Genomic DNA, 26,067 nt, shown 5'->3' with positions numbered 1-26,067 from the left:
CGGACGATAATCTGATAGTCACAACGCTGGACGCCAGGAGAGAGAGAGAGTGATGACAAAACCTGCCAGTACAGCGGATGACTGTTATAGCTCCGACAGAGACAGACCGTATGGAGTTCGATGAGTGGCAGCCTGTTTATAAAGCAATTCTGCAGGAGTTCGACTACGATCGACGCGGAGACGAACGCGCTCGAGACGTACTTGCATCACTGACAGCCCCGTTTGATTTCAGCCGATTGCCAGCGGTTCGAGATCAGACCGTCGCGATTGCCGGTGCTGGTCCCTCACTCGAGACCGAGGCCGAACGTGAACGTGCTCGAGCGGCGGATGTCGTCATCGCGGCGTCGACGGCCGTCGATACCCTCTCTGACAATGGCGTCAGCGTCGACTGCATGGTGACGGACCTCGATAAGAATCCGAAAACAGTACAGGCGCTTACCGCTCGCGAGGTTCCAGTTGCGGTACACGCCCACGGCGACAACATCCCCGCGATCCGGACCGTCGTTCCCGACTGTTCCGAGGCGTTTGTCCTGCCGACGACGCAGGCAGCGCCGCGGGCGCACGTCCAGAACGTTGGCGGCTTCACTGACGGCGATCGAGCGGCGTTTCTCGCCGACCACCTTGGGGCAGCGACGCTCGTATTCGTCGGCTGGGATTTCGACGATCCAACCGTTTCCGCGTCGAAGGCGCACAAGCTCGAGTGGGCTGAACGACTCCTGTATTGGCTCGAGTGTCGACGTGAGGAGCTATTTACCGTTCTCGATGGGCGGCGGGATGCGATTGAGACGGGTGCACTGCCGGTTTCGTGACGGCTCCCTCGACTGGGGCTACCAACGATACGAGCGTGAGCAGACCGAAAACGGTGTTAGCTGGTCGTCAGGCCACCGTTCCGGACGGAAAAAGCCAGCTTATTGAATACGATACTCGACGATGTCATCACAGTCACAGACCGGACAGACTGTTTCTCGAGATTCGATGGTTTTGCCACAGCGGCGACACTCTTCGATGGTGGTCGTCTGATCGGTTCGGAACAGGACTGATTTGACGGCGTTTCGCATGGTTGTGCCCGCGGTCGGTGAACTGGATTGTCTGGACATATTCTGTTCCACTGGCGTATCGTAATTGGTTATTCTCTTGCTACTATGACTCTCATGGAAACGAATGTGTGTGATGTACTGAACGAGATGGGCAACATACTGGTAAGAGCCTCCTACCGCCGGGATTCTGCCTTATGAATCTGGGGCCAGTGCCTCAATCGTCGCCTTGATATCGTCGCTCGAGGCCCCGCGTGGGAACCCAATTGACAGTTCATCAACACCCTCGAGTGACTCGAATGTCTGGAGTTGCTTGCGGGCGTGTTCCGGGGTGCCGGTGGCCCCGAGATCATCGAGTAGTGCGTCGGGGATGGCAGCAATCGCGTCGTCGTGATTGCCGTTGGCCCAGGCTGTCGCGATAGCCATGGCTTCGTCTTCGTAGCCCTGTCGCGCCAGTGACTCGCGATAGTATGTCCCCATCGCGCCGACGTAGAACGCCAGATGCTGGCGGGCTAACTCACGGGCACGTTCGCCGTCCTCGAGCGCGCAGGCGGTCACTGACAGGCTCACGCGGAGGTCATCGCGGTTCCGGTCGCCGAGGTCGACGCCGCGTCGGAAATCCTCGAGTCGGTTCTGGAAGCCGTCGGGCGTGAACAGAATTGCGTGCCAGCCATCAGCGAAGCGACCGGCGAGCTCGACCGATTTGGGGCCCATGCCGGCGGCGTCGATGGGGACCGGTTCGGTGGGCGGGTCACAGCGAAGTCGGAAGCCAGACAGCGAGAAGAGGTCGCCGTCGTAGTGGACCGTCTCGCCGCTCATCACCTCGCGCATGATCTCGATGTACTCGCGCGTTCGCCGAAGCGGGCGCTCGAACTCGAGGCCGTGCCAGCCCTCGATGACGGCGGGGCCACTTGGAGCGACGCCCATTCGGAGGCGTCCGTCGGCGACTTCCTGTAGCGTCGTCGCCGTCTGTCCGAGCAGGGCTGGCGAGCGCGAGTAGACGTTGAGGACGCTCGGGCCGAGGCCGATACTCTCAGTCTCGCGGGCGATACTCGTCAGGACGGTAACGCCGTCGCGCCCCCAGGTTTCGGGGAGCCAGGCGGTGTCGTAGCCGTGGCGTTCGCCCACCTGGGCGAGGTCGACGAGTGAGTCAACGTGAGGCTGTGCAGCGACCGGGAGATGCAGGCTTCGAACAGTCATTGGAATCACCGGGAGTCGACCGTTGGCACCACGCCGGGCCGTCAGGACACGCGACAGTCGCGAGTGCGTTGCGTGTCAATCCCACTCGAGTAGACACAGTGAACGCTTGTAATGTTTATCGAAAACAAGAGGGGTGACAACACGAAGGGCCGAAATTAACAGCGAGTCAGCACAACTGGGCAGCGCACGTTAGAACAGTGCGTCGAGTTCGCCACCGGTGTCGACCAGCGATGCGAACTCGTCTTGCGCGTTGGCTTTGACCGTCTCCGTCGTCTCCTGGGCTTCGATAGCGACCTGCTGAAGCTGGTCGACTCGCGGAATGTCGGTGACTCCCGAGAGGAGGACGATTGCACCGACCTCGTCGCGGTCCGACATCGGGTAGTCGCCACCGCGGATCTCCATGCTCGCGGTTTCGTCCTCGAGCCACTGGCGGCCGCGTTCGACACCTTTGCGGTTCAGGTGCTCGGCCGGGCCGGTTGCGACGACCAGGCCACGGTCTGCACTCGAGACGTCACAGGGGAGTGTCATGCGTCCGAGTGTTGCTTTGCGGACGAGGCTGGTCATGCGATTGGTTGCTTCGCCTTCGTCGAACGTCTCTTCGCCCCGGAACGACGAGAGGAGACCGTCGTCGGAATCAACTGTTTCGCGTGCGTAACCGATGGTCGAGATGCCGCTGTCGAGTGTGTTGATGATCTCCGAGGAGTCGACGACGCTTTCGGCGACGTCATCGTCGTGGCCGACTTCGCCGGCCGCAAAGAGCAGCCCGAAGCGCTCGACGATCTCTTTGTTGATGCGGTCGTAGCCGCCTTCGACGGATTCGCCGGCACTGCGCCAAGCGTCGTTGTCAAAGACGAGCAGATTGTCGACCTCGCGGACGAACGTCTGGAAGGAGCGGGCCGCGTTGAGCGTGTAAATCCCGCCTTCGTCGGTCCCGGGGAGGATACCGAGTCCGTAGACCGGTTCGGTGTAGATTCGGTTCAAATGCTTTGCAAGGACAGGTGCGCCGCCGGAGCCGGTGCCGCCGCCCATGCCGGCAGCGATGAGGAACGCATCGATCTCGTGGACCGGTACTTTATCGATTGCGCCCTGAATCTCGTCGATATCTGCTTCGGTGACTTCAGCGCCGAGTTCGTTGTCAGCGCCAACACCGTGTCCTTTCACGCGTGCCTGTCCGACCAGGACGCGATTCTCCTGGGGAACGTTCTCGAGGCCCTGTAGATCGACCGTCGCCGAGTTGACAGCGATTGCTGCCTCGACGAAGCCGCCGTCGATTTGCTCGTCGAACGCCAGGAATTCGTCTACGATCTTCCCGCCTGCCTGACCAAAGCCGATGAGTGCGAGTTTCATGGTTCGTTATGTCTCTCGTGGTCGTTCCGTGGGCGTTCGAGGCCGGCCGTCAGCGCACCGCTCGAGCGTGGCCGGACCGCCCAGCGTTGGGAACGGATTCCACAGCAGATACCTTGCCTGTGACAGCCATTGTTATGACCTACATACGAACGGAGAAAAGAGAGTAGCCAATAGAAGACAGTCATTACTTCCCGATAGTACTCAATTTATGACTGTCATCAGCTCGTGATTATCTGCTGGCATTGGTCTTGGCTGACTAATTAGTATCAATCTCGCAGACTCGCTCATGAACTCATATTTGTGCGGTAGCGGGCCTCAGACGGATATCGTAAGCTATCGCTTAGAGAGTAAGTCCTATACGCGGTGATGGCATAGTGGCACCAGCATGGCCGAAGATGCGTCGTCGGTGTCCCGCCGGACCCTGCTCGCTGGCGTAGTTGGTGGGACCGCGAGTTCGCTTGCCGGCTGTTCGGAGCAGTTCTGGTCTCGTGCCGAAAATACGGCACCCGAACAGGTCGAACTCACGATCAAGACGCTTCCCGCAGACGACGACGCATTCGCCGCCCGTATACTGAGTCAGTTTCGAGAAAACCTCGAGGCTGCTGGCATCGCTGTCTCTCACGAACCAATCGGCGAACTGGAACTCTACCGAGACATCTTGCTCGAGGGCGATTACGACATTTTCGTTGCCCGCCACCCTGGCATCGAGGACTACGACGACCTCTATGAACTCCTCCACTCGCGGTTTGTCGGCGAGCGCGGCTGGCAGAACCCGTTTCACTACTCCGACGTTACGGCCGACGACGCACTCGATGAGCAGCGCGAGGCGACGGATACGTCGACGCGCCAGGAAACGATTGGTGACTTGCTCTCGTATCTTGACGAGGTCGTTCCATACACGACGGTAGCCTTTCCGAACCGTCTTGGTGGCGCTCATGAGTCAATCGATGTCTCATCGCCACCACACCGCGCCGTTGACTATCTCGAACTCCTGAGCAGTGAACGCGAAGACGGTCCACGAGAGGGGCCGCTAATCGTTGGCGTCTACGGTGAGGAGATTGGAACGCGGTTGAACCCACTCGTCATCGATCGAAACCAGGTCGACGGCTTGCTCGAGTTGGTGTACGACCCACTGGTCCGTCGCACTGACTACGGAAGCAGCCTCAACGGTGAGACCATCGATGACTACACACCGTGGCTGGTGAACGACCTCGAGTGGCACGATTCTGGGCCGCTCGAGGCGACAGTCACACTTCGTGAGGACCTGCGGTGGCACGACGAGACGCCACTCGATGCAAGCGATGTCGAGTTTACGTATCAATTCTTTCAGGACACCTCGAATGGAGAGATTGACGGCGGACTCCCTGCCCCCCGCTACCGTGGGCGGACGACGCTTGTCGAACGAACGGAAGTGATCGACACCGAGACCATCCGGATTCGATTCACCGCTGGCACCCAATCGGTTGCGGTTCGAGCACTGACTGTGCCATTGTTGCCAGCCCATATCTGGGACCCACGATCAGAGGTTGTCGCAGACTACCAGACAGAAGCGCTCGTCACGGACAACGACGAACCGGTCGGCTCCGGACTGTTTCAGGTAGGCGATGTTGCAACAGATGAGATTGAACTCGAGATGTTTGACGATCACCCCTTCCATAGCGATTCCGACGATCGCCCGAACGTATTGGAAGGATTCTCGCAGTTTGAGGGACTCCAGTTCCAAGTCGACCCAAACCCCGGCGCGATGATCGAGGCGCTACTTGAGGGCGAGATTGACCTGACGGGCCAGCCGCTGCCGTCGTCCGAACTCGAGGCAGTTCAGGAAGCGACGGAAGCGACGTCAGTGTCTGCAGAAACGAGCGCGTTCTATATGGTTGGCTATAACCTCCACCATCCCGAACTCGGAAACCCGCACTTTCGTCGAATTGTCTCGCAGTTGATCGACCGCGATTACGTCGCAGATGAGTTTTTCGAAGGTGAAGCGATGCCGGCGACTGGCTATAGTTCGATGCTCGGAATTCGCAACGATGGGTGGGGATTCGAGCATCAATCGACAATTTCGACGTTTCCGGGCGCTGATGGCGAAATCGATACTACGCGCGTCCAGTCGCTCTTTGAAGGTGCTGGCTATCGCTACGAAGATGGAGAACTGCTTCGGTAACGCCATGCAGGCCGACCACTAACCGGTCGCTATTAATGGTCTCGCAGCACTAGCTTCGAGTAGTTGTATGTCGTTCGCCGTGGTCCTCCTCGAACTCGCTCTCGTCGTCACGACAATGCTCGTGACTGCTGCGTTAGTGCTGGTTGGACCTCGACGGCTCGTCGCGGCTGTCAGTGACTTCCGCTGGCGACTCGAGTTCTGTCTTATCCCGCTGCTCGCACTCGGCGTTGTGTTGCTCGTTCGCTGGTCGACAGTCGATATTACCACACGACTTGAACGGCGTGTGTTCAGCCAGAACATCACGCAACTGTTGTTCGAGATCGATCGTGTCCTCTTACCGGGAGATCCGGTCGCCATTATTCAGTCCTATCAGTCGCCAGAGCTGACGTCGTTTTTCGTGTTCATCTACATCTATGGCTACGCATTCTTGCTCCTGTTTCCCTTTATTGCGTACTTCGCTCTCGAGGAGATGGAGCATCTGGAAGCGTTGATCCTCTCGTTTACGGCGAACTACGGGATTGGGCTGCTTTGTTATATGATCTTTCTGGCGTACGGCCCGCGAAACTTCGATCCTGTGCTGTTTGAAGGCCTGCTGTATGAGGCGTTCCCGCGCTCGCGGGAGTTAACGAATTCGGTGAACCAGAGCACGAACGTCTTCCCGTCGCTGCATACGTCGCTCTCGATGACTGTCCTCTTCTTGGCGTGGGTCTCTCGAGACAAGTATCCGCTGTGGCTTGGACTGTCGGCGTTTCTGGCAATCAGCGTCGTCATCTCGACGATGTATCTCGGCATCCACTGGTTTTCCGATGTCATCGCTGGGACGGGGCTTGCGCTTTTGAGCGTCTACATCGGCTATAACTACACCGTCAGCGGGCTGTACGAAACCGCGCGTGGCTATCTCTCCACGCAATACGAGCAAGCGCGTCTCGACCGATAATCCCACGCGACAACGACTCACCGTCCGGTTCACCGCAAACCGGAGACTTTCGACCCTCGAGCCCGCGTTGTGAGCTATGATCGTCCACTGGCATCGTCGTGATCTTCGCGGGCCGGACAACACCGCACTCGCACGCGCCGCCGAACGTGACCGCGTTGTTCCGGTGTTCGTCCTTGACCCCACGATTCTCGAGCACGCCTCGCCGATTCGCGTCGCTTGTCTCCGACGTGCACTGGCGTCGCTTCGGGCGTGGTATCGCGAGCGCGACAGCGACCTGGTACTCGCTCAGGGGGAAGCAAGTGGTGTGATTCCGGCACTCGCTGCGGAGTACGGTGCTGACGCCGTCCACTGGAACGCTGATTACAGTGGCCTTGCCAGCGAGCGTGATCGAGCTGTGACGGCCGCTCTCGAGGATGCAGATGTTACGGTCCGAACGTGTCACGACCACGTTTGTCATGAGCCAGGCTCGATTTCGCCGAATCAGGGCGAACACTACTCGGTGTTTTCGTACTTCTGGAAGAAGTGGCGCGACCGTGAGAAACAATCGCCGTTCGACGCGCCCGCAGCCGCGACCCTCGCGAGCGACCTCGACACTGCGGACGACGTTCCGACGCTCGAGACACTGGGTTTCGACGAGCCGGCTGCGGACCCACCCACGGTGACACGCGAGGCAGGACTCGACCACCTCGAGAGATTCTGTGCGGAGTCGATCGGCGCGTACGATAGTGAACGCGAGTATCCCGCAATTGAGGGGACCTCGAAGCTCTCGGTGCACTTCAAGTGGGGAACCCTCGGCCCACGAGAGGTGTACGACGCAACTACGGACGCACTCGAGGGGGCGTCGGCTGACGAGCGCGAGGGGATCGAGTCGTTCCAGCGCCAACTCGCATTTCGCGAGTTCTATGCACACGTCCTTGCGTTCAATCCGGAGATTGTCACGTCGAACTTCAGTAGCTATGAGGCCGATATCGAGTGGCGAAACGACCCCGACGAACTCGAGGCGTGGAAAGCCGGTGAAACGGGATATCCGATCGTCGATGCGGGGATGCGCCAACTGCTTGCGGAGGGATGGGTCCACAACCGCGTTCGGATGCTGGTCGCTTCGTTTCTGACGAAGGATCTGCTGGTCGACTGGCGGCGTGGATACGACTGGTATCGACAGCAACTCGCCGATCATGACACAGCAAACGACGTCGGCGGCTGGCAGTGGGCTGCCTCGACAGGGATGGATGCCCAACCCTACTTCCGGGTGTTCAATCCGATGAAACAGGGCCGCGAGTACGACCCGGATGCGACGTATATCAAGCGATATGTTCCAGAGCTTGAGGGCGTTCCGGCAGAGGTGATTCACGACTGGTGTGATTGCTCGAGTAGTGACCGCGAGAGACTTGCACCCGAGTATCCGGCACCGATCGTTGATCACGGCGAGCGTCGCGAGCAGGCAATCGAGACGTTCGAACAAGCGCGGGAGTGACTCGAGGCTCAGGGGCTGTGTGGCGTCTCTCGACTATCCCAGCCAGTATCGTTCACTGTCGTGTTGCAGGGCAGACCAGACTCTCCGAATGCGAATTGCCGGCATCCTTATCAGAATATCCCTGTTAGTGTTCCGTATGTCCGCTCCAGATGAACAGTCGTCGGTCACTAACGACGTGACGCCGAGTCGGGCGATCATCGACGCTGTTGCACGGGCGGAAGGCGTTGGCATTACTGAGGTTGAACCACCAGCGTATGCCCCGTTGTACGCGGCGGTCAATCCGGAGTCGCTCGACCAACTGATCGCCTCATCGTCGGCGACAAACGGAGTCCTACGACTCGTTTTCGAGTATGAAGACTACGAGGTCACCGTCACTGGCGACGGTTCTGTCTCTCTGACTCCCCTCGAGCGGGCGTAATCTCACCGTGCAAGCCACGGCGCTCTCGAGCGCGGAAGCGCCCGAACGAGCGCTGTCGCCGGATTGTATGAGACGCGGTCGGTACCCGCTTTTCTCGCAACCAATTTCTGAAAGCCGGGCGTAGAAAACGAGAGCCGACAGCGGCCGGTTTTATCCGTCCAGTACACCCCTGGTCCTGCGTCGATACGCGCCCCTTCGATCGGTCTGTTCGCCGTGTCTCGCACGCGGACGGTGACTGTGTCACCGACCGTTACCTCGTGGCGCTCGAGTTCGAGCACGAGCGTTCGTTCGACTCGCATAGCTCTATGTGGTGTTCGTTCGCATGGGTCAAAAGGACACGACCTGCAAGCGACCGTGACAAGACATGGCTCGGATTGATCCTGTTACTCTCCGACAGTGACTGTCTGGCCCATCTCACTCGAGCGATAGATTGCTGAAATTACCTGCTGGACAGTCAGTGCCTGTTCGACACTGTCGGCGTAGCCGTTATCGCCTACTACGATGCCGTCGAAAAACGCCCGCTGTTCGGCCCGGTGGGTATCGTTCTGGCGCGTTTCAATGGCTGTATCCTCGAGATGATTCGGTTTGTCCGGACCAACTGAGTACAATCGCAGGTCTCCCTCGAGCAGGTCAAATTGTGCGGCGGATTCGGTCCCACTGGCGACGAACTCGTGTGTCGAGGGTCGATTCGTCGCCCACGCAACCTCGAGGGCAATCGTTCGGTCGTCGGCACAGCGAACGAACGCGCTCGCAGAGTCGTCGACGTCGAACCCGGCTGGACCGGCGTCTTCGCCCCACATCTCGAGGTAGGTGTACTCCTCTCTCGAGCCGAAATCGCTGCGGGTGACGCCCATAACCTCCTCGATTTCGGGGTAGTCGAGCAAGTAGAGTGCGAGGTCAATCGCGTGGACGCCGAGGTCGATCAACGCGCCCCCGCCAGCAATCTGCCGGCGGGTAAACCACGACCCTCGGCCGGGGATGCCCCGCCGCCGGACGTAGTTGGCCTCGACGTGTGTGACCTCACCCAACTCGCCGCGTTCGGTCCGGTTTTTGACGATTTCGACGGTGTTTGCAAACCGATTGTTGAACCCCACCATGCAGTGACTCTCCGTTTCGCGGGCGGCCTGTGCAATTCGCTCGGCGCTCTCGAGTGAGTGAGCCAGTGGTTTCTCGAGGAGGACGTGCAAGTCGCGTTCGAACGCGTCGACAGCATAGGATTCGTGGTATTTGTTTGGGGTTGTGATGATGACAGCGTCGACAATGTCGTACAACTCTTGGTGGTCTTCGTAGACGTCGACATCGTAGCGGCGCCCAAACCGTGTTCGTGCCTCCGTTGCGACGTCCATTCCACCGACGAGTGGTACGTCAAGGTCGACCAGTCGCTCGGCGTGATACTGTCCGATGTTCCCGAGGCCAACGATTCCAGTTCTAATATCGCTTCGGTCCATTGTCATCCGTTCCGTTGTGTGTCGTATTGCACGCTGATACACCACGCACTGCTATATTGAATTTCGGCACTCGAGATGCTTTGCTCCATCGCCAAACGAATATCGACGAGTCGAGTCAACTGTCGGCTTCCGTTCGTGTGGTGTCTGAGTCGTGCGCCGATTGGTCTATGAGCCCATGTCGAAGTGCATCCCCGTTCGTGGTGTCGAAGAGATGGATCTTTGAACGGTCGAGGACGACGTTGACGTCCTGGCCTTCTGCGATTTCCGTATCCGGCGTGACGCTCATGAGCAACTGGTCTGACGATGCGGTGGGGTCTTGCTCCATCGAGTGTTCGACGCCCTCGGCAAGCAACAGATAGACGAACACCTCATCGCCCATCGGCTCTAAGACGTCCGTCCGTGCGCTGATCATCTCCGTTGAGTCCGGAAGCGAGTCCGCACCTCGCTCGAGGTGGACATCTTCCGGCCGGATGCCAAGCGTCACAGAATCGCCGACTCCACCGCCGGGAACGTCGGCTGGGTCGATATCGACGCGGAAATGGTCGGTCTCGAGACCGTCCGCGACAAGTTGACCCTCGGCGAAGTTCATCGACGGCGAGCCGATGAAGCCGGCGACGAAGCGATTTGCTGGCTCGTTGTAACAGGTCAGTGGTGGCGCGATCTGCTGGAGTTTTCCCTTGTTTAGGACGGCAATCCGGTCGCTCATCGTCATCGCCTCGGCCTGATCGTGCGTGACGTAGATGATCGTCGTCCCGAGTTCGCGGTGGAGTCGTTGGAGTTCCGTCCGCATGTGCACTCGGAGTTTGGCGTCCAGATTCGCGAGTGGCTCGTCCATCAAGAATACGTCGGGGTTGCGCACGATTGCGCGGGCAATCGCAACGCGCTGGCGCTGTCCGCCGGACATCTCGTCGGGCATCCGGTCGAGCATCCCCTCGAGTTGGACGATCTCTGCGGCGCGTTCGACGCGGCGTTGGATTTCGTCGTCATCGTAGGTTCGCAGGCGGAGCCCGAACGAGATGTTCTCGAAGACGTCCATGTGGGGGAACAGGGCGATGTTCTGGAACACCATCGCAACGCCTCGATCCTTGGGGGCGAGGTTCGTGACCTCGTCGTTCCCGATGTAGACCTGGCCCTCGGTGGGTTTCGTCAGGCCGGCAACGGTCTCCATCGTCGTCGACTTGCCACACCCCGAGGGGCCGACGAAGGTGACGAATTCGCCGTCCTCGATCTCCATGCTGACGTCGTCGACTGCCGTTACGTCCTCGTAGCGTTTCGTGATGTTCTCGAGTTGAACTCGTGCCATAATGTTACTCTTTGAGTGCGCCTGCGGTCAGTCCGCTCACGATCTTTTCCTGAGCCACGATCACGAGGATCGCGACCGGAATCACGCCGATGATGCTCGAGGCGGCCATCAGGTGGTACATCACCTCGTATTGGCCCTGGTAACCCAGGATCCCCTCGAGAATCGGTGCCCAGTTCTCCGGTTGGCCGTCGGTCATCAGGAACGAGAAGAAGAACTCGTTGTAAACGGCGATGAACGTCAGGACGCCCGCGGTGGCGACGCCGGGGGCCGACAGCGGGATGATCACGCGAAACAGTGCACCGAGGCGCGTGGTCCCCTCGACACGGGCAGCATCCTCGAGACCGTCCGGAATCTGGCTGTAAAAGGTTGTGAGGATGAAAATCGCGAGTGGCATGAAGATAGCTGACAGCGGCAGGACCATCGCACCCGGCGTGTTGTAGAGGGTGCCATCGCCAGTGATCGGCTCGAGGGCGAAGAACGAGGTGTTAAAGAGGTCGTTCAGCGGGATGAAGAAGGCCGCTGGTGGGAAGAACGATATCACGAGCACTAACAGCATGAGCGGGATCTTCCCGGGGAACTGCAGACGGCCGAAGGCGTAGCCAGCGAGGCTCCCGACGACCAGGACGATGATCGTCGAGGCGGTCGCGATGACGAAGCTGTTGAACATATACCAGTGAAACGGCAGGACCTGAAAGACCTCGATGAACGCGCCGGGGTTGAAGCCGTTCGGCGTGAGGATGATGTCCTGTTGCTGGCCTTCAGGGGTGAGCGCGACCATAAGCAGCCAGTAGAACGGGAACAGCGTCGTAAACAGGAAGAAGATCGTCGCGGTGTAGAACATCGCACGGTAGGTCCGCTCGGGGTTTTTGATCGCGTTTGCTGCCCAGCGTTCGATTGGGCCGCGGTCGAGTTCGACATCGCCGTCGTCGTCGAACACCGCGCCGTGGTCGGCCTGTCCGCCGGGCTGGCCGCCGTCAGCCAGCCGCTGTACGTGCTTCCAGTGTTCAGGGACGCCGTCGTCCAATCGGTCGTCGCCGTTGTCGTCTGCTGTATCGTCGTGTGACATGGTGTCGTCGGTCATCAGTAGAGCCCTCCCTCGGTGTCACGGAAGAAGAACACGTACACCGAGATGATCAGGCCAATCACGAGTGCGGTCATGAACGCGACTGCCGCCGCCGTGGCATAGATACGCGTCCCGCCGAACATCGCCTCGACGACGAGACACGTCAGCGACGGCACGGTCGTACAGCCCGCAGTCGATTCGATCAGCCCGTAGACGCGCATCGCGTCCATCGTTCGGAACAACATCGCGACCAGCAGGGCGGGCATCACCAGCGGCAGCGTGATCATCTTAAAGCGCTGCCACGGCGACGCGCCCGCGACGCGTGCGACATCGTACAGACTGCGGTCGACGCTCTGAAGGCCTGCAAGAATCAGTAAGGCCATGAACGCCGCCGACTTCCAGATGTCCGCGACGAGGATGATGATGAACGAATCCTGACTGTCCGCGAGCGGATCAGCACCGAAAATGCCGAGCCACTGCATCAGGTCACTGCCGAAACCGACCGTCGGCTGGAACAGCAGGAAGAAGATCATCCCCTGTATCACAATTGGCACCGCCCACGGGAGGATAATCGCAACCCGAACCCAGCGCCGGCCGCGGAAATCCTGATCCAGCACGTACGCCTGTCCGAAGCCGATCACCGTCTCGAGGATAACGCTGATCACCGCAAAGCCGAGCGTGACGAACAGCGCTTGCTGGAGCAACGGGACGCCAAACTCGAGGAAGGGGAACGACGTCGAGAGCGTTACGTCCATGAACTGCCGGGCGAGGCGGGCGTTCCCGGTGAGGATGTCGACGTAGTTTTCGACGCCGACGAAGCCGCCCAGTGGCTCGAGGCCGCGGGTGCGATCCTCGCGCAGGGACATGACGAACGTCATCACCAGCGGATAGAACGCGATGAGCGCGAGCAGGGCGAACGCGGGGATCAAGAGGAGGTAGGCGTAGGCGGCCTCGCTCAGATTCTCCATCCAGTTGATGACGGCGTTGCCGCTGCGCCCGCGTTCGGTTTCGCTATCGCCACCAATCAAAATCCCCTCGTCACTGTCGGGGCCGCCACTCTCTGATTCAGTTGCCATTCTGCCCCTCCACGTCGACCTCGCTTCGCTCGAGGCGGTTACTGAGGTCACCGAGTGCCGCCTCGGGTGTCTTTGCGCCGCGGTAGGCGGCGTTGATTTCCTGGGCGATGACCGAGGCCTGTTCCGGCCAGATGTCGGTCACAGGTCGGGGAATCGCGTTGTCAGCGGCCTCCTGAATCTGCTCGCCGTAGCGAGCGACGGGGCCGACCTCGTCCGGATCGGCGTCCTCGACCAACTCGACTTCTGGCGGGATGTATCCTAACAACTCGAAAATGGTCAGCATAACCTCCTCCTGGGTGAACGCCTCGAGGACCTCGATGGCCATCTCGGTGCGTTCGGTGTTCGGGTTGAGCGTGAGGTGCCAGCCACCGAGTGCGTTGGCTGAGCCGCCGGTACCCTCGAATTCGGCCTCGTCTTCGGAGACCGCGTACGGCATCGCCATGACGCCTAAGTCCTCGCCGAACTCGTCTTCAGCGCCGAGGTCCATAATCGAGAACGGCCAGTTGCGGTGCATGACGGACTCACCGGAGGCAAACGGGCCGAGTGACTCCTCTTCGGTCCACTGGACGATTGTCGATGGCGCGATCTGGGGATAGCCATCGAGCGTATCCGACGCGTCATCACCGAAGATAAACGAGCGCATCATCCGAATCGACTCGAGGACGGGTTCGGAGTCGACGGTGATCGGCCGGTCGCCGGCCTCGAAAAGGGTCTCAGTACCACCGAAGTACGCGCCGCCCCAGGTGGTCATCACCTCGTTGAACGTACAGCAGGCGAGTCCTTCGTAGGCGGCTGCCTGCGTCGTAAAACCGTAGTCGATGCCGGCTTCGTCGCGGGCGTCAGCCGCGGCCTCGGCAAACTCCTGCCAGCTGGGCGGGTCGGTATCCCACGCGCTCGTGTCGTAGCCAGCGTCTTCGACCAGATCGCGGCGATACTGCATCAAGCCGAAGTCCGGAAACAGCGGAATCGCGTGCAGATCACCGGTTTCTGGATGGCGCGCCGTCTCGAGTGAGGCCTCGAGATAGTCGTCTTCGACGCGCGAGAGGACGTCGTCGGGGAGGACCTCGGTCATGCTGGTGGTCTGCTCGCGCAGGATAAACGGGAGCGTCCAGCCGCTGTCCATCATGAAGATATCGGGTGGGGAGCGCCCGGCTTGCAGCGTCGACTGGTAGTTTTGCATCCGCTGGTCGGTGTCGTCGACGCTGGCCTGGACCTCGACGGTGATCGACTCGTCGAGACCAGCGTCCCAAAGCGCCTCCTGAATGGATGTCTCGGCGTCTTCACCGTCCATCGCTCCCTCGAAGTCGGTATCGCCACTCATCACAATGGTGCTCTCGTCGCGTGCACCGCCGAGACAGCCGGCGAGGCCAACACTCCCGAGCACTGCCGAGGTCGATGCCGCCGTGAGGCACTGGCGACGAGACCAGTTTTCAACACCGGCCCGAGCAGACACAACACGCCCTCGTTGCTGCTTATCGTGGCCCATCCTTCGTCTTTCAACGCGATTGAACGACTTTAATCGTGGCCCTGATTATACGCAATTAATCGAGACAGTCGGCAGTCTGTGGCTGTCTAAGCAGGTCTTATCAATTGCTCAGTGGAACACGGCGGCGTGTAATCCAGGCCTTCCCCAGGCTCCTGTTTCAAAGCCGCCTGCAAAATCGTGTTCGTGTCGGCCAAGATCACTGAAATCCGAACTCTGTCCCACCAGAAATCATTCCAGAAACCCGTCTCAGTCGTCGATCGTTGGCGGTTCGTGACGCCCGATGTGGATCTCGTGGGCCTCGATATCTTCGAGTGCGGCCACGCGGCCGCCGATAGTGAGTTCTTCGCCAGACTCGGTCTCGAGGGTGAGTGCAGCAACCTCTTCGCTGACTTCGAATGAAACGTCCATCACGCGCCCGCGCACGATGCGCGAACCGCCGACTTCGACGTCGCGGCCGTCGATGGTCGCGTAGAACTCGCCGCCGTCATCGATGATGTCCTTGACACAGCGTCGGATCGTCGCGTACTTGCGGGGATAGCCGCGGTTCGAGCCGTCTTCACAGAGTGTTTCCTCTGCGGTGGTCCAAAGGACGGTGCCGAAGAAGCCAGAGACGAGAAAGCCAAGCGCCGAGCGGTTGAAGATGACACCGTAGCGATCCTGATCGTCGCGAAGGGCGTCTTGGGTCGCGTAAATCGAGTAGTTGCCGTCGGCGACGGCGACGACCGGCGTCGTAATCCCACGACGCGCTCGAGCGGTCGTCGCGACCGAGAGATAGTCAAACTCCTCGGGCGAGGGCGCTTCCGAGGCCGGTGTCACGATGAGGTCGATACTGACGCCGTCGTCGACCGCGACAGCAAGTTCGTCCTTGAAACGAACCAGGAGATCTGGGGTGAGCGAGAGCGAGAGTTCGTACTCTGCGTCGGTGATTACTTCCTCGAGATAGCGCAGGATGGTCGAACGAGATTTGACCAGCGAGACGGCTTCGGTCTCGCGGGCCGGGGCCGTATAGCGGGCCTCGAGTTCGTCGATCATCTGCTCGAGAGAGCTCTGGACGTCGTTGAACGCATCGCCGGGATCGAGTGCGACGACTTTCATCGGGCGGGATTCACGGAGTTCGACGAGGCCACGATCACTGAGGCTGCGGACGGTATCGTAGACGCGCGGTTGTGGAATCTCGGTTCGGTCCGCGATTTCACTCGCCGTGAGTTGTCCCTGCTCGAGGACAGTGAGGTAGGCGTCGATCTCGTACTCGCCGAGGTTGAAGCGGTCGCCGACGCGTTCGACCGTCGTTCGAAGCTCATCTGATGCCATATCCCTCGCCAGGGACCCGATGGATAAATGATTTATTATGTACTGAGTAGCACCTCTTTTCACAATCGGGTTGTCTCCGCGAAGTGGCAGGGTGGTCGTTCAGAACCCTTAACCACCACGGCACAGAGTATGTCTGCATGCGCGCGGCCGTACAGGATGAAGACGAGCCGGCCGGAAATGGGGGCGATGAGTCTCCGGAAGAGGGTGCTGACGATCCGGTCGCTGAGGGTGCTGATGGTATCGTCGAGGCTGTCGAAGCCGTTCTCCCGGGATCTGAGTTTATCGCCCAACTTGCTGTTGCCGCTATTGTCCTCGTTGTCGGTTGGTATCTCTCGAATCTCGTTGTTCGATTAGCAGGACGCACGGTCGCACGACGAATCGAACGGCCCAGCGTCACGCGGACCGTACTGCGCGGCGTCAAAATATCCGTTCTCGTCTTGACACTCGTCACGGTCGCAGCCGTCTTCGGCCTCAGTGGGACCGAAATTTTCCTCTCGGTGACCGTCATTTCTGCAGTTATCGCAGTCGTTCTCGCTCCACTCGTCGGGAGCCTCATCAACGGGATCTTCGTCCTCGCGGATCGACCCTACGAAATTGGCGACATGATCGAAATTGTCGACGAGGGTCATCGCGGCTTTGTCGAGGATATCACGATTCGCTACACGAAAATCTTCACCCTCGAGAATACGTTCATCGTGATGCCAAACTCCGAAATTCAAGAGCGAGACGTGATCAACTACTCCGCGGAAGATGAGCGAACACGAATCGCGGTCGATTTCGAGATTACCTACGAGAGCGACCTTGATGCGGCCAGACGCCACGCCGAACGAGCGGCACGCAATGTCGATATGGTGATCTCTGGTGGTCCGGACATTCGTATCGGGAGTGCACGCTACGCTGCGGCTCCGGACTGTTCGATCGTTGAGTACGGAGACGACGGCATTCTGTTACGGCTTCGCTTCTGGATCAAGCATCCCTACAAGCAACTCGTTGTCCAGTCTGCTGTTCAGGACGCGATCAGAACGCGGTTTCAGACCGCTGATATCGAGTTTGCCTATCCCCACCGCCATCACGTCTTCGACGAGACGAGCGGTGTCGCCCAGTTCGCGGTGGACGAACAGGAACTGGCTCCCGCATCGGATCCAGAATCGCACGATAGCCACGTCGCTGCCGACGACCAATCGACACCGACCGACTCGAGCACGGCGTCCTCGAGTGAAAAAACCCACACAGAAACGGACACTGCCGGGACGGACACTGACACCGACGAATGAGGTAGAACGCCGTCCGTATCGGCCCAGTGTTCCGTCGTCGTGGGCACTGCGGATGCTTTTATGTTCATACTGGACGACTAGTCACTCGAGACGATGTACGACGATATTCTCATCCCGACCGACGGCAGCGACACTGTTCGTGAAACTCTCTCACACGCGCTTCCGATCGCAGCGGACAACGACGCCACGATACACGCACTCTACGTCGTTGATAGCAGAATTACGGCGGCGGCAGGTGGCGAGGCCGGATCTGATCTCGAGCGCTCACTCACTGAGGAGGGCGACGACGCTATCGGTGCGATTCAGGAGCAGGCGGCGACTGAAGGCCTCGAGGCGACCGGTTCGGTTCGCCAGGGGACACCCGCGAAGACAATTCTCGAGTATGCTGATGACAACGATATCGGGCTGATCGTGATTGGGACGCAAGGAAAGAGTCCTCGAGAGAAGGTGACGTCGCTCGGGAGCGTTTCAGAGCGCGTCGTCGACAATGCGTCGATGCCGGTGTTCGTCGTTCGAAATGCTGGCCCGGAGTAGCTACGCGCGTGCGCCTTCAACGGTAATGACGTCACAGTCGAGGTGATCGCGCAGATAGCGTTCGATATCGGGATTGTCGGTAAAACGCTGGAAGATCCGTCGCAGGCGACTGGCCTGTTTTCGTCCGATGACGACGGCATCGGCTTCTTCGGCTGCGACCTCGTCAAGAATACTTTCTTCGACCAGAAAGCCAGTGCGAACGACGTACCGAGCGTTCTCGATTGGGCCGGTCGTCTGCTCGACAGCGTTTTTGAGGTCGATTCGCGTTACTTTTTTCCCGTTTTGATAGAGATCGACGTGAAGGACGGTCAACGCTGCATCCCGTTCGCGAGCAACGTCAATAGCGCGCTCGAGCGTTCGACGAGAGTGTTTCGACAGGGGGTAGCGAACGGGGACCACGACCAACGACATTACTCGTTCGAACGATTTCCGCGCGGGTAAAGGTTTCAGTTATTGCTGCCAGAGGTGGGTAATGCTCTCATACCGCACCCGTTCGTGACAGAGACGGACAGTCATTTATTCCGAGCGTGAGTATGCGTGTGTATGCAACGGACCGCAACGCCGGAGGGAGAGACCGTCTACGTCTCACAGACAGACGGCGACCGCGGGTCGAAAGGCCCGTTTCTCGTCGCCTACGAGTCTCGAGACGCAGACCGCCGATACGGCTGGTTCTGTTCGAACTGCGAGAGTTTCGACAACGCGATGGACTCCATGGGCCGCATCAAGTGCAACCAGTGTGGGAACTTCCGCAAGCCGACCGAGTGGGATGCTGCCCACGAGTGACTCTGGCCATGGCTATTCGATACATTTTAAGTAAATTCGCTCTATAAGCGACGATTGTTTACTTGTTCTGGATCGACTCTCTTACTTGTCTTCAAATAATTTAGTTTGATGCTGGTTCCGGCGATACTGCGTCAGACACCAACGTTTATGCTGTGGTGTGACATACCTATGGATGAATGGGACCTGTTAACATGCGTCTCGTCGAGCAGGCCAGGTCGATCTTTGCCGAGCTAGGGTACACCGTCGAGGGTACCGGTCCAGAGTTCCGTGCTGAACGAGCATGGAAAGTTGTCCACGTAAACACCGTTCTCGAGTATGGCGAACTTCCGACATCGTCGTCAGGGAAGTTCCACTGTTTCGTCGCTGAACCCGACGATGCAGACGCGCTCGAGGAGAAACTGACCCAGGCCGAGCCCAGTTATGAGTGGGCGATTATCGTCGTCGACGGAGACGACTATCAGGTCGAACGCGCGCCACCGGGCCCGCGCGTCTCCGCGTAATCCCGGCTACTCGCTTTTTCTGAGTGCCGTCCGCGTCGCAGTGACACCTACGCCCGGATCGACGTCCGCGCCCATCGACTCGAGCACATCGCCGAGTGCCGTCACCACGTAGATCACGTTCTCCGGGCGCGCGGAGTGGCCCATACACCCGATGCGGAAGATTTCACCGTCGAGGTCGCCTAATCCGCTTGCAATCTCGAGATCGTAGCGCTCGAGCAGTTCCGAACAGACTGCGCCGTCGTCGATCCCCTCAGGAACACGGACGGCGTTCAGGCTCGGGAGCCAGTACTCATCGGGCGCGTTCATCTCGAGGCCCATTGCTTCGACGCCAGCTTTGAGCGCACCCGCGAGGTGTTCGTGGCGCTGCCAGCGCTGTTCGATTCCCTCCTCTGTAACGAGGCGGAGTGCCTCGCGAAGCGCATAGACGTTCGTGACTGGTGCAGTGTGGTGATACGACCGATCCTCGCCCCAGTAGCCCTCGAGCAGGGAGAGATCGAGGTACCACGAGCGTGGGTCTTCCTCGCGCGAGAGAACTTTTTCCATCGCCGTATCCGAAAGCGTGAGTGGACTGGCTCCCGGTGGACAGGAGAGACACTTCTGGGGGCCCGCGTAGGCTACGTCAATCCCCCAGTCGTCGACGTGCAGCTCTACCCCGCCGATGGAAGTGACGGTGTCGGCGATCACCAGCGCGTCGTGGTCGTGAGCCGCTGCAGTCAGTTCTGGAACGTTGGGCTGGCGAACCCCAGTACTCGTTTCGGCATGGACGAATCCGAACACGTCAGGGTCGTGTTCGGCCAGCGCGTCTGAAACGGCTGCGGGCTCGAGCGGTTCGCCCCAGGGAGCCTCAACCTCGACGACCTCGCCGCCTGCTCGGCGGGCCATCGAGGCCATCCGGTCCCCAAAGTAGCCGTTCGTCGGGACAAGCATCGTATCGCCCGGTTCGACGACGTTGCCAATCGCAGCCTCCATTGCGGCCGACCCAGTGCCCGAAACGGGAATCGTCCACTGATTGTCTGTCCTGAAGGTGTCGCGTAACAACGCCTGTACCTCGTCCATAATCTCGACAAACGAGGGATCGAGATGGCCAACCAGCGGCGTACTCATCGCTTGCAACACGCGTGGATGGACATCACTCGGCCCCGGCCCCATTAGCGTCCGGTTTGGCGGCGTCAACTCATCGATCTCCGCGACATCGATCGGATCGTCAGCCGTTGGCATGTACTGACATGGTACTGGCGCCCTCAAAAACGTTCACACTACTCGCAGCAACCGCTTGGCTGCTGCACGGCGTATATTTAAGTTTCTGTCGCCGGTACAAACACTCGCTATGGTTTTCAAAAAGATCACGCTCATCGGAACCAGCCCAGAAAGCTTCGACGCAGCCGCAGACGACGCAATCGACCGCGCTGAAGAGACTCTGCAAAACGTCCACTGGGTCGAAGTCGACGAGCTCGGCGTCGAAATTGCCAGTGCTGACGACCGCGAGTACCAGGCTGAAGTCACCGTCGCGTTCAAACTCGAGGAATAAGCAGTCGCAAAAAATTAGGTTCGGAACGACTCGCCACAGCCACACTCACTGACAACGTTCGGGTTCTCGACGTGGAACCCTTCGGCCTGCAGACCGCTTTCGTAATCGAGGATACTTCCCTCGATGTACTTCATACTCGCCGGATCGACGAATACGCGTAGCTCGTGGTGTTCGTAGATCGTATCGTCCTCATCAGGCGCATCGTCGAAGCGCATCCCATAGGAGAGGCCAGCACAACCACCCTGCTGAACGAACAATCGCAATCCGGCTTCCGCTGGATCCATCCCTTCTCCCTCGAGGAGGTCTCGAGCCTGTTCGGCAGCGATTTCGGTTACTTCAATCTCAGGCTGGGTGTCTGCCGTCCCGCCGTCGACGCTATCCGTGCTCATACAAACGTATTCACGCGCGACGATGTTAACTGTGACGCCCTCGAGACTGAAGCGCCGATACCGGACGCGACACGCTCGGCTCACCAGTTCGGTCGCTCGAGGTCTGTCTGTGGCCAGTCGACAACAGGTCTCAGACTGCCGACCGTCGCTTCACTGAGTGATAGTACGTTCCGAATAACTGCTCGTCGTTTGCCGACAGTTCAACGCCATTTTCCGCCAACAGTTCGATCATCCGCTCGAGGTCACACTCATACCACATCGACAAGAGCCGAGCGTTTCGCTGCGCGTAGTCGTAATTCCGCTCGAGGACCCGCGCGTCGGTCGGGTCGACAGTACGCGGTTGCATCTTCGCTACCCTACGTGATGGGTGACCGTAAAACCAGTTCGTACTCCGCCTGAATTACTCAAATTTGAACCTATCTACCTGAAAATTGCACGCAATCAGTGATTACGGTCGCTGTTGTTCCTCAATACCATCAACGCGCTGATCGGTATTCAACTGCTCGACGTACTCGACCATCTCTTCGACGGCGTCGCGCTGGGCATTCGTCCGCGAAGTGACTTCTGCGATTCGTGCTTCGATCTGATCCGCATCAGTTGCGACACCGTCGGCCTCAGAGGCAACCTCTTCGACCGATGCGGCTTGATCGTCGTTGGCTTCGGCAATCTGTGTAATCCCCAGTGCGGCTTCGTCGACCGCCTCAGCGATCTCCTCGAGGTTCGAAATGGCCTCGTCGATCCCGTCGTTCGCGCTCGTGACACTGTCGTTCGTCTGCTCGGTCGCTTCCACGGTCTCTTCGGTCCGACCCTGTAGATCCCGGACGCGAGATGAGATCTGATTTGTATGCTCTTTCGTCTCGCTGGCCAGTGACTGCACCTCGTTTGCGACGACCGCAAACCCATCGCCGTCTTCGCCAGCCTGTGCGGCCTCGATGTTCGCGTTCAACGCGAGCAAGTTCGTCTGATCGGCGATGTCGTTGATCACGTCGATGACGCCATCGATCTCAGCCACCCGCTGCTCGAGTTTCGTCACGGTCTCGACGAGGTCATCGGAGGTCTCGAGGACATCGTCCATCTCTTTGCGTGCGCTCTGGCTGACGCCGACGCCGTCTGCCGCTGCAGCCTGTGCCTGTTCGGCCGCCGCAGAGACCTGATCTGAACTCGCTGCGACTTCTTCCATCGTTGCACTGAGGTCGCTGATTTCGGTGACGATCGTTCGAATCGAACGGGTTTGCTCGCGGACCTGCTCGTCAGCCTCATCTGCTGCATCCGAGATTTCGACTGCGTCGGATGAGAGATCCTCGATTTCGTCGCTGAGTCCATGGATTACCTCCTCCACGTGAGCCGCAATCTCGTTGATCGTCGCCGCAAGCTGTCGGCTATCCTCATCAAGAACGCCCGCGTTGTCCGTATACTCAACCCGACTCGAGAGTCGGCCGTTCGTGATTGCCTGGCCGGTTTCAGTCGCCTCTGTGACCAACTCCGCCATCGCCTCGTGCCGGCGAACAACCGCTGTGGTGTCTTGAACGAGTTGCATCACGCTCTGGAGTTCGTCGTCCTCGTACACTGGCGTCGCAACCGAACGAACGCACACCGTCTCACCGTTGGCATCCTCGAGTTCACTCTCGCGCTCGTAGGCATGTCGATCACGGGTCAATTGCGCAATGCCGCTTTCTTGGTGTGCAGCATGCGGTCGCTCGAGGACCGTATCTGCGAGCGTTTTCGTCCGACTATCTCGGAAGAAGACCGTCGCTGCATCCTTTCCGAGTGCGTCTTCCCGATCGATTCCCGTTAGCAGGGCTGCTTCGCGGTTCCAGCCGACGATCTGATGTGCTGGACCAATCGCAAACGCTGGCTGTGGCAACAGCTCGAACAACGTTTCTGCGTCCATACTGCTGCCGCCAGCATGTTGGTCTGGGTGCGCTGGCTGCGTTGGTGTTGACTCGTCTGCATCAGTCGCACCCACGCGTATCTGGCCACCATCAGACGCTGTCTGTGCTGCAGTTTCCGTGTGTGTTTCTGCAGTCTCGTCGCTCGAGGCAGACGCATCGGTTGTCGTCTCTGTCGCCGCTTGGTCGGCCGCAGTGGTTTGCTCTTCCGATTCATCCCGGTTTGTCTCGACAGCGGTGTCATCACTCGCCGACTCGTGTGTCGTCTCGGACGTCTGCCGACGGGAAAAGAACGCTGTCACCGGATTCTTCATACGAGTTATGCACAAGAGTCATAGATATTCGTTCGGGCCACATTATGTGGTATGTCATGTCTGAGCCTCTATATAGTACGAGTACTGCACTGTCTGACAGGTTGATCTGTAGTCGTACACAGACAACAGCAGCGTACATCGCAGCCGCGGCAGTTGCTGGTTCCGCGACCTGCGAGAGAAAGTGTTGGAGCCTCCGACCCTACTGGCTGTGCTCGTCTGGCTGTTCGTCCAGTCGCAGTCGAACACTTTCGGCATGCGCCTCGAGTCCCTCTGCATCCGCAAGCGTCGTTACCGTCTCACCGATCTCAGAGAGCCCCTCACTCGAGAGTCGCTGGACGGTTGTCGACCGCATGAACGTCTCGACAGAGAGTCCGCCAGTGACGCGTGCCCCACCGTTGGTCGGCAACACGTGGTTGGTCCCGCTTGCATAGTCGCCAGCCGCAACTGGCGTGTTCGGCCCGAGGAACACACTCCCCGCACTGTCGATTCGCTCGAGGACCGATTCGTCATCGCGTGCGAGGATCGAGAGATGCTCCGGTGCGTACTCCTCAGTAAAGAGAATCGCCTCGCTCATCGACCGTGCCAGCAAGACGCCGCTTGCCTCGTTCTCGAGAGCCGATCGAATTGTCTCTTCGCGCTCGCGTGCGCTCGCGTGTTCGTCGATAGCATCGACGACCGCGTCGGCTATCGCTGGCGTATCGGTGACCGCGACGACTGACGCGTTCGGGTCGTGTTCAGCCTGTGCAACAAGTTCCGCCGCGACGAGATCCGGATCTGCCGTTTCGTCTGCAACGACAACGACCTCGCTTGGCCCTGCCAGGAAGTCAATCTCGACATCACCACGGACTTCGGCTTTCGCTGCTGTCACCCACTTGTTCCCTGGGCCAACGATCTTCTGTACTCGCGTCATCGTCTCCGTTCCGTAGGTGAGCCCCGCAATCGCTTGTACGCCGCCAACGCTGTAGACCGCGTCCGCACCCGCGGCGTGAATCGCTGCCAGCGTGACCGGGTTGAGCTCGTCCGCTGGTGGCGTGACCACTGTGACGTGGTCGACACCCGCCACAACCGCCGGAACGACACCCATAATCGCACTCGAGGGATACGCCGCAGCGCCACCAGGAACGTAGACTCCAACTCGATCGATTGGGCGGAATCGCCGTCCAAGCTCACGACCAGGGCTAAAGTCCTCACGCCAGTCAACGGGCACTTGCGCGTCGTGGAACTCTCGTACGTTTGTCGCTGCCACCTCGATTGCCTCACGAACGTCATCCTCAAGGGAATCGTACGCACGCTCACACTGATCCGTGATCTCGAGATTGCCGACTTCGACCCCATCAAACTCGCTCGTGTACTCACGGACTGCGACATCTCCTTCTGTTCGGACTCGCTCGACAATTTCGCTGACATCGCCACTGATCGCGTCGACCCCCGCGTCTCGCTCGAAGAACGCAATGCGATCATCCGGACCGAGGTCGGCGATTTGAGTGATCTCCATGCTTATTCTCTACTACGCGTTCGCGTGGCGCGCGAAAAACCGTTTCCCTCTTCCGTTTGCGCTCGTGTTCACTCACTCGAGCGTCCAGACACCAACTGCGTCGAGTGTTGCTCGGACGAACAGATAAATTAGGAGTCCGAACCCGACGACGGCAATCGGGGCCGAAAGCAAGATTGCGAGGTCGCGACCGATCAGTAACTGGCCAACGCCGCGCGTGAGGAAACTCGCAAAGACAACTGCGAATGCGATCACCGCCAGCAGTACGAACCGCTCTTTTCGCATACGATTATGTTTTGAGGCAGTCACTAAACGCGCTCCGGTCTGCGCCCCAGCAGAACGAACTCGCCCATAGGCACTCTTGGTGAGCAGGTGTGCGGTTCGAAGCGAGTGACACGAGTGAGAACCGCGACACAACGGCTGGGGACGAGATGATCCATACGTCATGAGGAGATGTCGATTGTGAGACTTTCGCTGCATAAACCATGCGAACTGCGCGTTCATCACCGTCCGCTCCTCGAGCCTCAAACACCGTGGGAACTGCCTCCACGAGACTGATCAACGTAGATCACTCGTCGCTCGAGACGACGGCCTTATATATGAACCCGGGCCTCGTCATGAATGCGAACAACGCGGCGCACGACGCCGCGCCCTCCGGCCGTATTCCGGCACGGAGGCAGGAACGCACATCCATGCCCACACGGGATCGGATGCGACACCAAGACGGTGCCCTTAAGTAATCAAGGCGCGTCTCTTGGAGTACGCAACGGCGCTCCCCGGATGCGATTTCCGGCGGCTCGCCGATCCGATGCCCTTAAGTGTACAAGGGCATTCGGATGTGATGTGTTCGGTCGCACTGAAACGCTCAGTGTGGTCGACTTGGACGGACGGTCCGAAGGGGTTAAGTACCCCAGACGGACTACAAATACGTCCGAAGGAGATGAGGATTCCACCCCTGCGGTCTTCCGTTAAGATGGGATCTGATGTGAGCCATGGTAGTTCGGTGACGCCTGATCGGTTTATGACGGGGTCGCCGAACGTGGACCCATTTATGTGTGAGTGTGTATTGATACGACATTCACCGCCAAAGAGACCCTCCCCCTTCT

27 protein-coding genes are annotated in these 26,067 nt (G+C 59.3%); 10 read left to right on the top strand and 17 right to left on the bottom strand.

Annotated elements, in window-relative coordinates; translation table 11 throughout:
- Positions 1–110: 110 nt before the first annotated feature.
- The gene (locus G6M89_RS17795; RefSeq protein ID WP_165163253.1) at positions 111–809 is read left to right on the top strand and encodes a 6-hydroxymethylpterin diphosphokinase MptE-like protein; all 699 of its coding nucleotides are present in this window, start codon (positions 111–113) and stop codon (positions 807–809) included.
- Between the two features lie 99 nt (positions 810–908).
- Here the strand turns inward: G6M89_RS17795 and G6M89_RS17790 are convergent, their stop codons facing one another.
- From G6M89_RS17790 to G6M89_RS17780, 3 genes are all read right to left on the bottom strand, one after another.
- Positions 909–1,097 (bottom strand): hypothetical protein, encoded by a 189-nt coding sequence (locus G6M89_RS17790; protein ID WP_165163252.1) that lies wholly within the window; start codon positions 1,095–1,097, stop codon positions 909–911.
- Between the two features lie 132 nt (positions 1,098–1,229).
- Positions 1,230–2,234, bottom strand: a complete 1,005-nt coding sequence (locus G6M89_RS17785) for a TIGR04024 family LLM class F420-dependent oxidoreductase (RefSeq protein WP_165163251.1) — start codon at positions 2,232–2,234, stop codon at positions 1,230–1,232.
- A 189-nt stretch (positions 2,235–2,423) separates the two neighbouring features.
- The gene (locus tag G6M89_RS17780) at positions 2,424–3,581 is read right to left on the bottom strand and encodes a tubulin/FtsZ family protein (protein WP_165163250.1); all 1,158 of its coding nucleotides are present in this window, start codon (positions 3,579–3,581) and stop codon (positions 2,424–2,426) included.
- 385 nt (positions 3,582–3,966) lie between these two features.
- Here G6M89_RS17780 and G6M89_RS17775 point away from each other — a divergent pair, with 385 nt between their 5' ends.
- The 4 genes from G6M89_RS17775 (at position 3,967) to G6M89_RS17760 (ending at position 8,571) form a co-directional block, all read left to right on the top strand.
- Complete coding sequence (locus G6M89_RS17775) at positions 3,967–5,742, top strand: ABC transporter substrate-binding protein (RefSeq protein WP_165163249.1); 1,776 nt, start codon at positions 3,967–3,969, stop codon at positions 5,740–5,742.
- 67 nt (positions 5,743–5,809) lie between these two features.
- Positions 5,810–6,679 carry a phosphatase PAP2 family protein gene (locus tag G6M89_RS17770; RefSeq protein ID WP_165163248.1) on the top strand — a complete coding sequence of 290 codons (870 nt, stop codon included), beginning with the start codon at positions 5,810–5,812 and terminating at the stop codon, positions 6,677–6,679.
- A 76-nt stretch (positions 6,680–6,755) separates the two neighbouring features.
- Positions 6,756–8,153, top strand: a complete 1,398-nt coding sequence (locus tag G6M89_RS17765; protein ID WP_165163247.1) for a deoxyribodipyrimidine photo-lyase — start codon at positions 6,756–6,758, stop codon at positions 8,151–8,153.
- 136 nt (positions 8,154–8,289) lie between these two features.
- Complete coding sequence (locus G6M89_RS17760) at positions 8,290–8,571, top strand: HalOD1 output domain-containing protein (RefSeq protein ID WP_165163246.1); 282 nt, start codon at positions 8,290–8,292, stop codon at positions 8,569–8,571.
- A gap of 2 nt (positions 8,572–8,573) precedes the next feature.
- On the opposite strand, the gene G6M89_RS17755 is transcribed toward G6M89_RS17760, so the two are convergent.
- From G6M89_RS17755 to trmB, 7 genes are all read right to left on the bottom strand, one after another.
- Positions 8,574–8,870 (bottom strand): carboxypeptidase-like regulatory domain-containing protein, encoded by a 297-nt coding sequence (locus G6M89_RS17755; protein WP_165163245.1) that lies wholly within the window; start codon positions 8,868–8,870, stop codon positions 8,574–8,576.
- A gap of 84 nt (positions 8,871–8,954) precedes the next feature.
- On the bottom strand, positions 8,955–10,025 hold the full coding sequence (locus G6M89_RS17750; protein WP_165163244.1) for a Gfo/Idh/MocA family protein: 1,071 nt from the start codon (positions 10,023–10,025) through the stop codon (positions 8,955–8,957).
- A gap of 109 nt (positions 10,026–10,134) precedes the next feature.
- The gene (locus G6M89_RS17745) at positions 10,135–11,322 is read right to left on the bottom strand and encodes an ABC transporter ATP-binding protein (protein ID WP_165163243.1); all 1,188 of its coding nucleotides are present in this window, start codon (positions 11,320–11,322) and stop codon (positions 10,135–10,137) included.
- 4 nt (positions 11,323–11,326) lie between these two features.
- Complete coding sequence (locus G6M89_RS17740; protein WP_165163242.1) at positions 11,327–12,403, bottom strand: carbohydrate ABC transporter permease; 1,077 nt, start codon at positions 12,401–12,403, stop codon at positions 11,327–11,329.
- Positions 12,403–13,461, bottom strand: coding sequence for a carbohydrate ABC transporter permease (locus G6M89_RS17735; protein ID WP_165163241.1), 1,059 nt, complete (start codon positions 13,459–13,461; stop codon positions 12,403–12,405). Before G6M89_RS17735 ends, G6M89_RS17740 begins: the two co-directional genes overlap by 1 nt.
- Complete coding sequence (locus G6M89_RS17730) at positions 13,451–14,947, bottom strand: extracellular solute-binding protein (RefSeq protein ID WP_165163240.1); 1,497 nt, start codon at positions 14,945–14,947, stop codon at positions 13,451–13,453. The genes G6M89_RS17735 and G6M89_RS17730 overlap by 11 nt, the downstream gene beginning before the upstream one ends.
- Positions 14,948–15,193: 246 nt before the next feature.
- Complete coding sequence (gene trmB / locus G6M89_RS17725) at positions 15,194–16,258, bottom strand: HTH-type sugar sensing transcriptional regulator TrmB (protein ID WP_165163239.1); 1,065 nt, start codon at positions 16,256–16,258, stop codon at positions 15,194–15,196.
- A gap of 137 nt (positions 16,259–16,395) precedes the next feature.
- Here trmB and G6M89_RS17720 point away from each other — a divergent pair, with 137 nt between their 5' ends.
- Positions 16,396–17,532: a mechanosensitive ion channel family protein gene (locus G6M89_RS17720; protein ID WP_165163238.1), complete on the top strand. Its 1,137-nt coding sequence runs from the start codon at positions 16,396–16,398 to the stop codon at positions 17,530–17,532.
- Positions 17,533–17,625: 93 nt separating this feature from the next.
- Positions 17,626–18,066 (top strand): universal stress protein, encoded by a 441-nt coding sequence (locus G6M89_RS17715; protein WP_165163237.1) that lies wholly within the window; start codon positions 17,626–17,628, stop codon positions 18,064–18,066.
- On the opposite strand, the gene G6M89_RS17710 is transcribed toward G6M89_RS17715, so the two are convergent.
- The gene (locus G6M89_RS17710; RefSeq protein WP_165163236.1) at positions 18,067–18,477 is read right to left on the bottom strand and encodes a universal stress protein; all 411 of its coding nucleotides are present in this window, start codon (positions 18,475–18,477) and stop codon (positions 18,067–18,069) included.
- 132 nt (positions 18,478–18,609) lie between these two features.
- Here G6M89_RS17710 and G6M89_RS17705 point away from each other — a divergent pair, with 132 nt between their 5' ends.
- Entirely contained in the window at positions 18,610–18,849 is a 240-nt protein-coding gene (locus tag G6M89_RS17705) for a DUF5816 domain-containing protein (RefSeq protein WP_165163235.1), read from the top strand.
- 191 nt (positions 18,850–19,040) lie between these two features.
- Positions 19,041–19,349: a hypothetical protein gene (locus G6M89_RS17700; RefSeq protein WP_165163659.1), complete on the top strand. Its 309-nt coding sequence runs from the start codon at positions 19,041–19,043 to the stop codon at positions 19,347–19,349.
- 6 nt (positions 19,350–19,355) lie between these two features.
- On the opposite strand, the gene G6M89_RS17695 is transcribed toward G6M89_RS17700, so the two are convergent.
- Entirely contained in the window at positions 19,356–20,567 is a 1,212-nt protein-coding gene (locus tag G6M89_RS17695; protein WP_165163234.1) for an alanine--glyoxylate aminotransferase family protein, read from the bottom strand.
- 109 nt (positions 20,568–20,676) lie between these two features.
- Between G6M89_RS17695 and G6M89_RS17690 the strand changes: the two genes are divergently transcribed.
- Positions 20,677–20,877: a dodecin gene (locus G6M89_RS17690; RefSeq protein ID WP_165163233.1), complete on the top strand. Its 201-nt coding sequence runs from the start codon at positions 20,677–20,679 to the stop codon at positions 20,875–20,877.
- 14 nt (positions 20,878–20,891) lie between these two features.
- Here the strand turns inward: G6M89_RS17690 and G6M89_RS17685 are convergent, their stop codons facing one another.
- The 5 genes from G6M89_RS17685 to G6M89_RS17665 all read right to left on the bottom strand — a co-directional run bounded on the left by G6M89_RS17685 (position 20,892) and on the right by G6M89_RS17665 (position 25,246).
- Entirely contained in the window at positions 20,892–21,266 is a 375-nt protein-coding gene (locus G6M89_RS17685) for an iron-sulfur cluster assembly accessory protein (RefSeq protein ID WP_165163232.1), read from the bottom strand.
- A 130-nt stretch (positions 21,267–21,396) separates the two neighbouring features.
- Positions 21,397–21,612, bottom strand: coding sequence for a hypothetical protein (locus G6M89_RS17680; protein WP_165163231.1), 216 nt, complete (start codon positions 21,610–21,612; stop codon positions 21,397–21,399).
- A 102-nt stretch (positions 21,613–21,714) separates the two neighbouring features.
- Positions 21,715–23,469 (bottom strand): methyl-accepting chemotaxis protein, encoded by a 1,755-nt coding sequence (locus G6M89_RS17675; protein ID WP_165163230.1) that lies wholly within the window; start codon positions 23,467–23,469, stop codon positions 21,715–21,717.
- 199 nt (positions 23,470–23,668) lie between these two features.
- The gene (gene hisD / locus G6M89_RS17670) at positions 23,669–24,964 is read right to left on the bottom strand and encodes a histidinol dehydrogenase (RefSeq protein WP_206335620.1); all 1,296 of its coding nucleotides are present in this window, start codon (positions 24,962–24,964) and stop codon (positions 23,669–23,671) included.
- 72 nt (positions 24,965–25,036) lie between these two features.
- Positions 25,037–25,246: a hypothetical protein gene (locus G6M89_RS17665; protein ID WP_165163229.1), complete on the bottom strand. Its 210-nt coding sequence runs from the start codon at positions 25,244–25,246 to the stop codon at positions 25,037–25,039.
- Between the last annotated feature and the right edge of the window lie 821 nt (positions 25,247–26,067).

Origin of the sequence: Natronolimnobius sp. AArcel1, from assembly GCF_011043775.1 — an archaeon.
In the GTDB taxonomy this organism is placed as follows: domain Archaea; phylum Halobacteriota; class Halobacteria; order Halobacteriales; family Natrialbaceae; genus Natronolimnobius.
The sequence above is the reverse complement of the archived record's forward strand: the minus strand, read 5'-3'. Positions and strand labels throughout refer to the sequence as shown.

What these genes read in the sequence shown, in the direction of transcription:
- G6M89_RS17795 (WP_165163253.1), top strand. Translation starts at nt 111, where the DNA reads ATGGAGTTCGATGAGTGGCAGCCTGTTTATAAAGCAATTCTGCAGGAG.
- G6M89_RS17790 (WP_165163252.1), bottom strand. Translation starts at nt 1,097, where the DNA reads ATGTCCAGACAATCCAGTTCACCGACCGCGGGCACAACCATGCGAAAC.
- G6M89_RS17785 (WP_165163251.1), bottom strand. Translation starts at nt 2,234, where the DNA reads ATGACTGTTCGAAGCCTGCATCTCCCGGTCGCTGCACAGCCTCACGTT.
- G6M89_RS17780 (WP_165163250.1), bottom strand. Translation starts at nt 3,581, where the DNA reads ATGAAACTCGCACTCATCGGCTTTGGTCAGGCAGGCGGGAAGATCGTA.
- G6M89_RS17775 (WP_165163249.1), top strand. Translation starts at nt 3,967, where the DNA reads ATGGCCGAAGATGCGTCGTCGGTGTCCCGCCGGACCCTGCTCGCTGGC.
- G6M89_RS17770 (WP_165163248.1), top strand. Translation starts at nt 5,810, where the DNA reads ATGTCGTTCGCCGTGGTCCTCCTCGAACTCGCTCTCGTCGTCACGACA.
- G6M89_RS17765 (WP_165163247.1), top strand. Translation starts at nt 6,756, where the DNA reads ATGATCGTCCACTGGCATCGTCGTGATCTTCGCGGGCCGGACAACACC.
- G6M89_RS17760 (WP_165163246.1), top strand. Translation starts at nt 8,290, where the DNA reads ATGTCCGCTCCAGATGAACAGTCGTCGGTCACTAACGACGTGACGCCG.
- G6M89_RS17755 (WP_165163245.1), bottom strand. Translation starts at nt 8,870, where the DNA reads ATGCGAGTCGAACGAACGCTCGTGCTCGAACTCGAGCGCCACGAGGTA.
- G6M89_RS17750 (WP_165163244.1), bottom strand. Translation starts at nt 10,025, where the DNA reads ATGACAATGGACCGAAGCGATATTAGAACTGGAATCGTTGGCCTCGGG.
- G6M89_RS17745 (WP_165163243.1), bottom strand. Translation starts at nt 11,322, where the DNA reads ATGGCACGAGTTCAACTCGAGAACATCACGAAACGCTACGAGGACGTA.
- G6M89_RS17740 (WP_165163242.1), bottom strand. Translation starts at nt 12,403, where the DNA reads ATGACCGACGACACCATGTCACACGACGATACAGCAGACGACAACGGC.
- G6M89_RS17735 (WP_165163241.1), bottom strand. Translation starts at nt 13,461, where the DNA reads ATGGCAACTGAATCAGAGAGTGGCGGCCCCGACAGTGACGAGGGGATT.
- G6M89_RS17730 (WP_165163240.1), bottom strand. Translation starts at nt 14,947, where the DNA reads ATGGGCCACGATAAGCAGCAACGAGGGCGTGTTGTGTCTGCTCGGGCC.
- trmB (WP_165163239.1), bottom strand. Translation starts at nt 16,258, where the DNA reads ATGGCATCAGATGAGCTTCGAACGACGGTCGAACGCGTCGGCGACCGC.
- G6M89_RS17720 (WP_165163238.1), top strand. Translation starts at nt 16,396, where the DNA reads ATGCGCGCGGCCGTACAGGATGAAGACGAGCCGGCCGGAAATGGGGGC.
- G6M89_RS17715 (WP_165163237.1), top strand. Translation starts at nt 17,626, where the DNA reads ATGTACGACGATATTCTCATCCCGACCGACGGCAGCGACACTGTTCGT.
- G6M89_RS17710 (WP_165163236.1), bottom strand. Translation starts at nt 18,477, where the DNA reads ATGTCGTTGGTCGTGGTCCCCGTTCGCTACCCCCTGTCGAAACACTCT.
- G6M89_RS17705 (WP_165163235.1), top strand. Translation starts at nt 18,610, where the DNA reads ATGCAACGGACCGCAACGCCGGAGGGAGAGACCGTCTACGTCTCACAG.
- G6M89_RS17700 (WP_165163659.1), top strand. Translation starts at nt 19,041, where the DNA reads ATGCGTCTCGTCGAGCAGGCCAGGTCGATCTTTGCCGAGCTAGGGTAC.
- G6M89_RS17695 (WP_165163234.1), bottom strand. Translation starts at nt 20,567, where the DNA reads ATGCCAACGGCTGACGATCCGATCGATGTCGCGGAGATCGATGAGTTG.
- G6M89_RS17690 (WP_165163233.1), top strand. Translation starts at nt 20,677, where the DNA reads ATGGTTTTCAAAAAGATCACGCTCATCGGAACCAGCCCAGAAAGCTTC.
- G6M89_RS17685 (WP_165163232.1), bottom strand. Translation starts at nt 21,266, where the DNA reads ATGAGCACGGATAGCGTCGACGGCGGGACGGCAGACACCCAGCCTGAG.
- G6M89_RS17680 (WP_165163231.1), bottom strand. Translation starts at nt 21,612, where the DNA reads ATGCAACCGCGTACTGTCGACCCGACCGACGCGCGGGTCCTCGAGCGG.
- G6M89_RS17675 (WP_165163230.1), bottom strand. Translation starts at nt 23,469, where the DNA reads ATGAAGAATCCGGTGACAGCGTTCTTTTCCCGTCGGCAGACGTCCGAG.
- hisD (WP_206335620.1), bottom strand. Translation starts at nt 24,964, where the DNA reads ATGGAGATCACTCAAATCGCCGACCTCGGTCCGGATGATCGCATTGCG.
- G6M89_RS17665 (WP_165163229.1), bottom strand. Translation starts at nt 25,246, where the DNA reads ATGCGAAAAGAGCGGTTCGTACTGCTGGCGGTGATCGCATTCGCAGTT.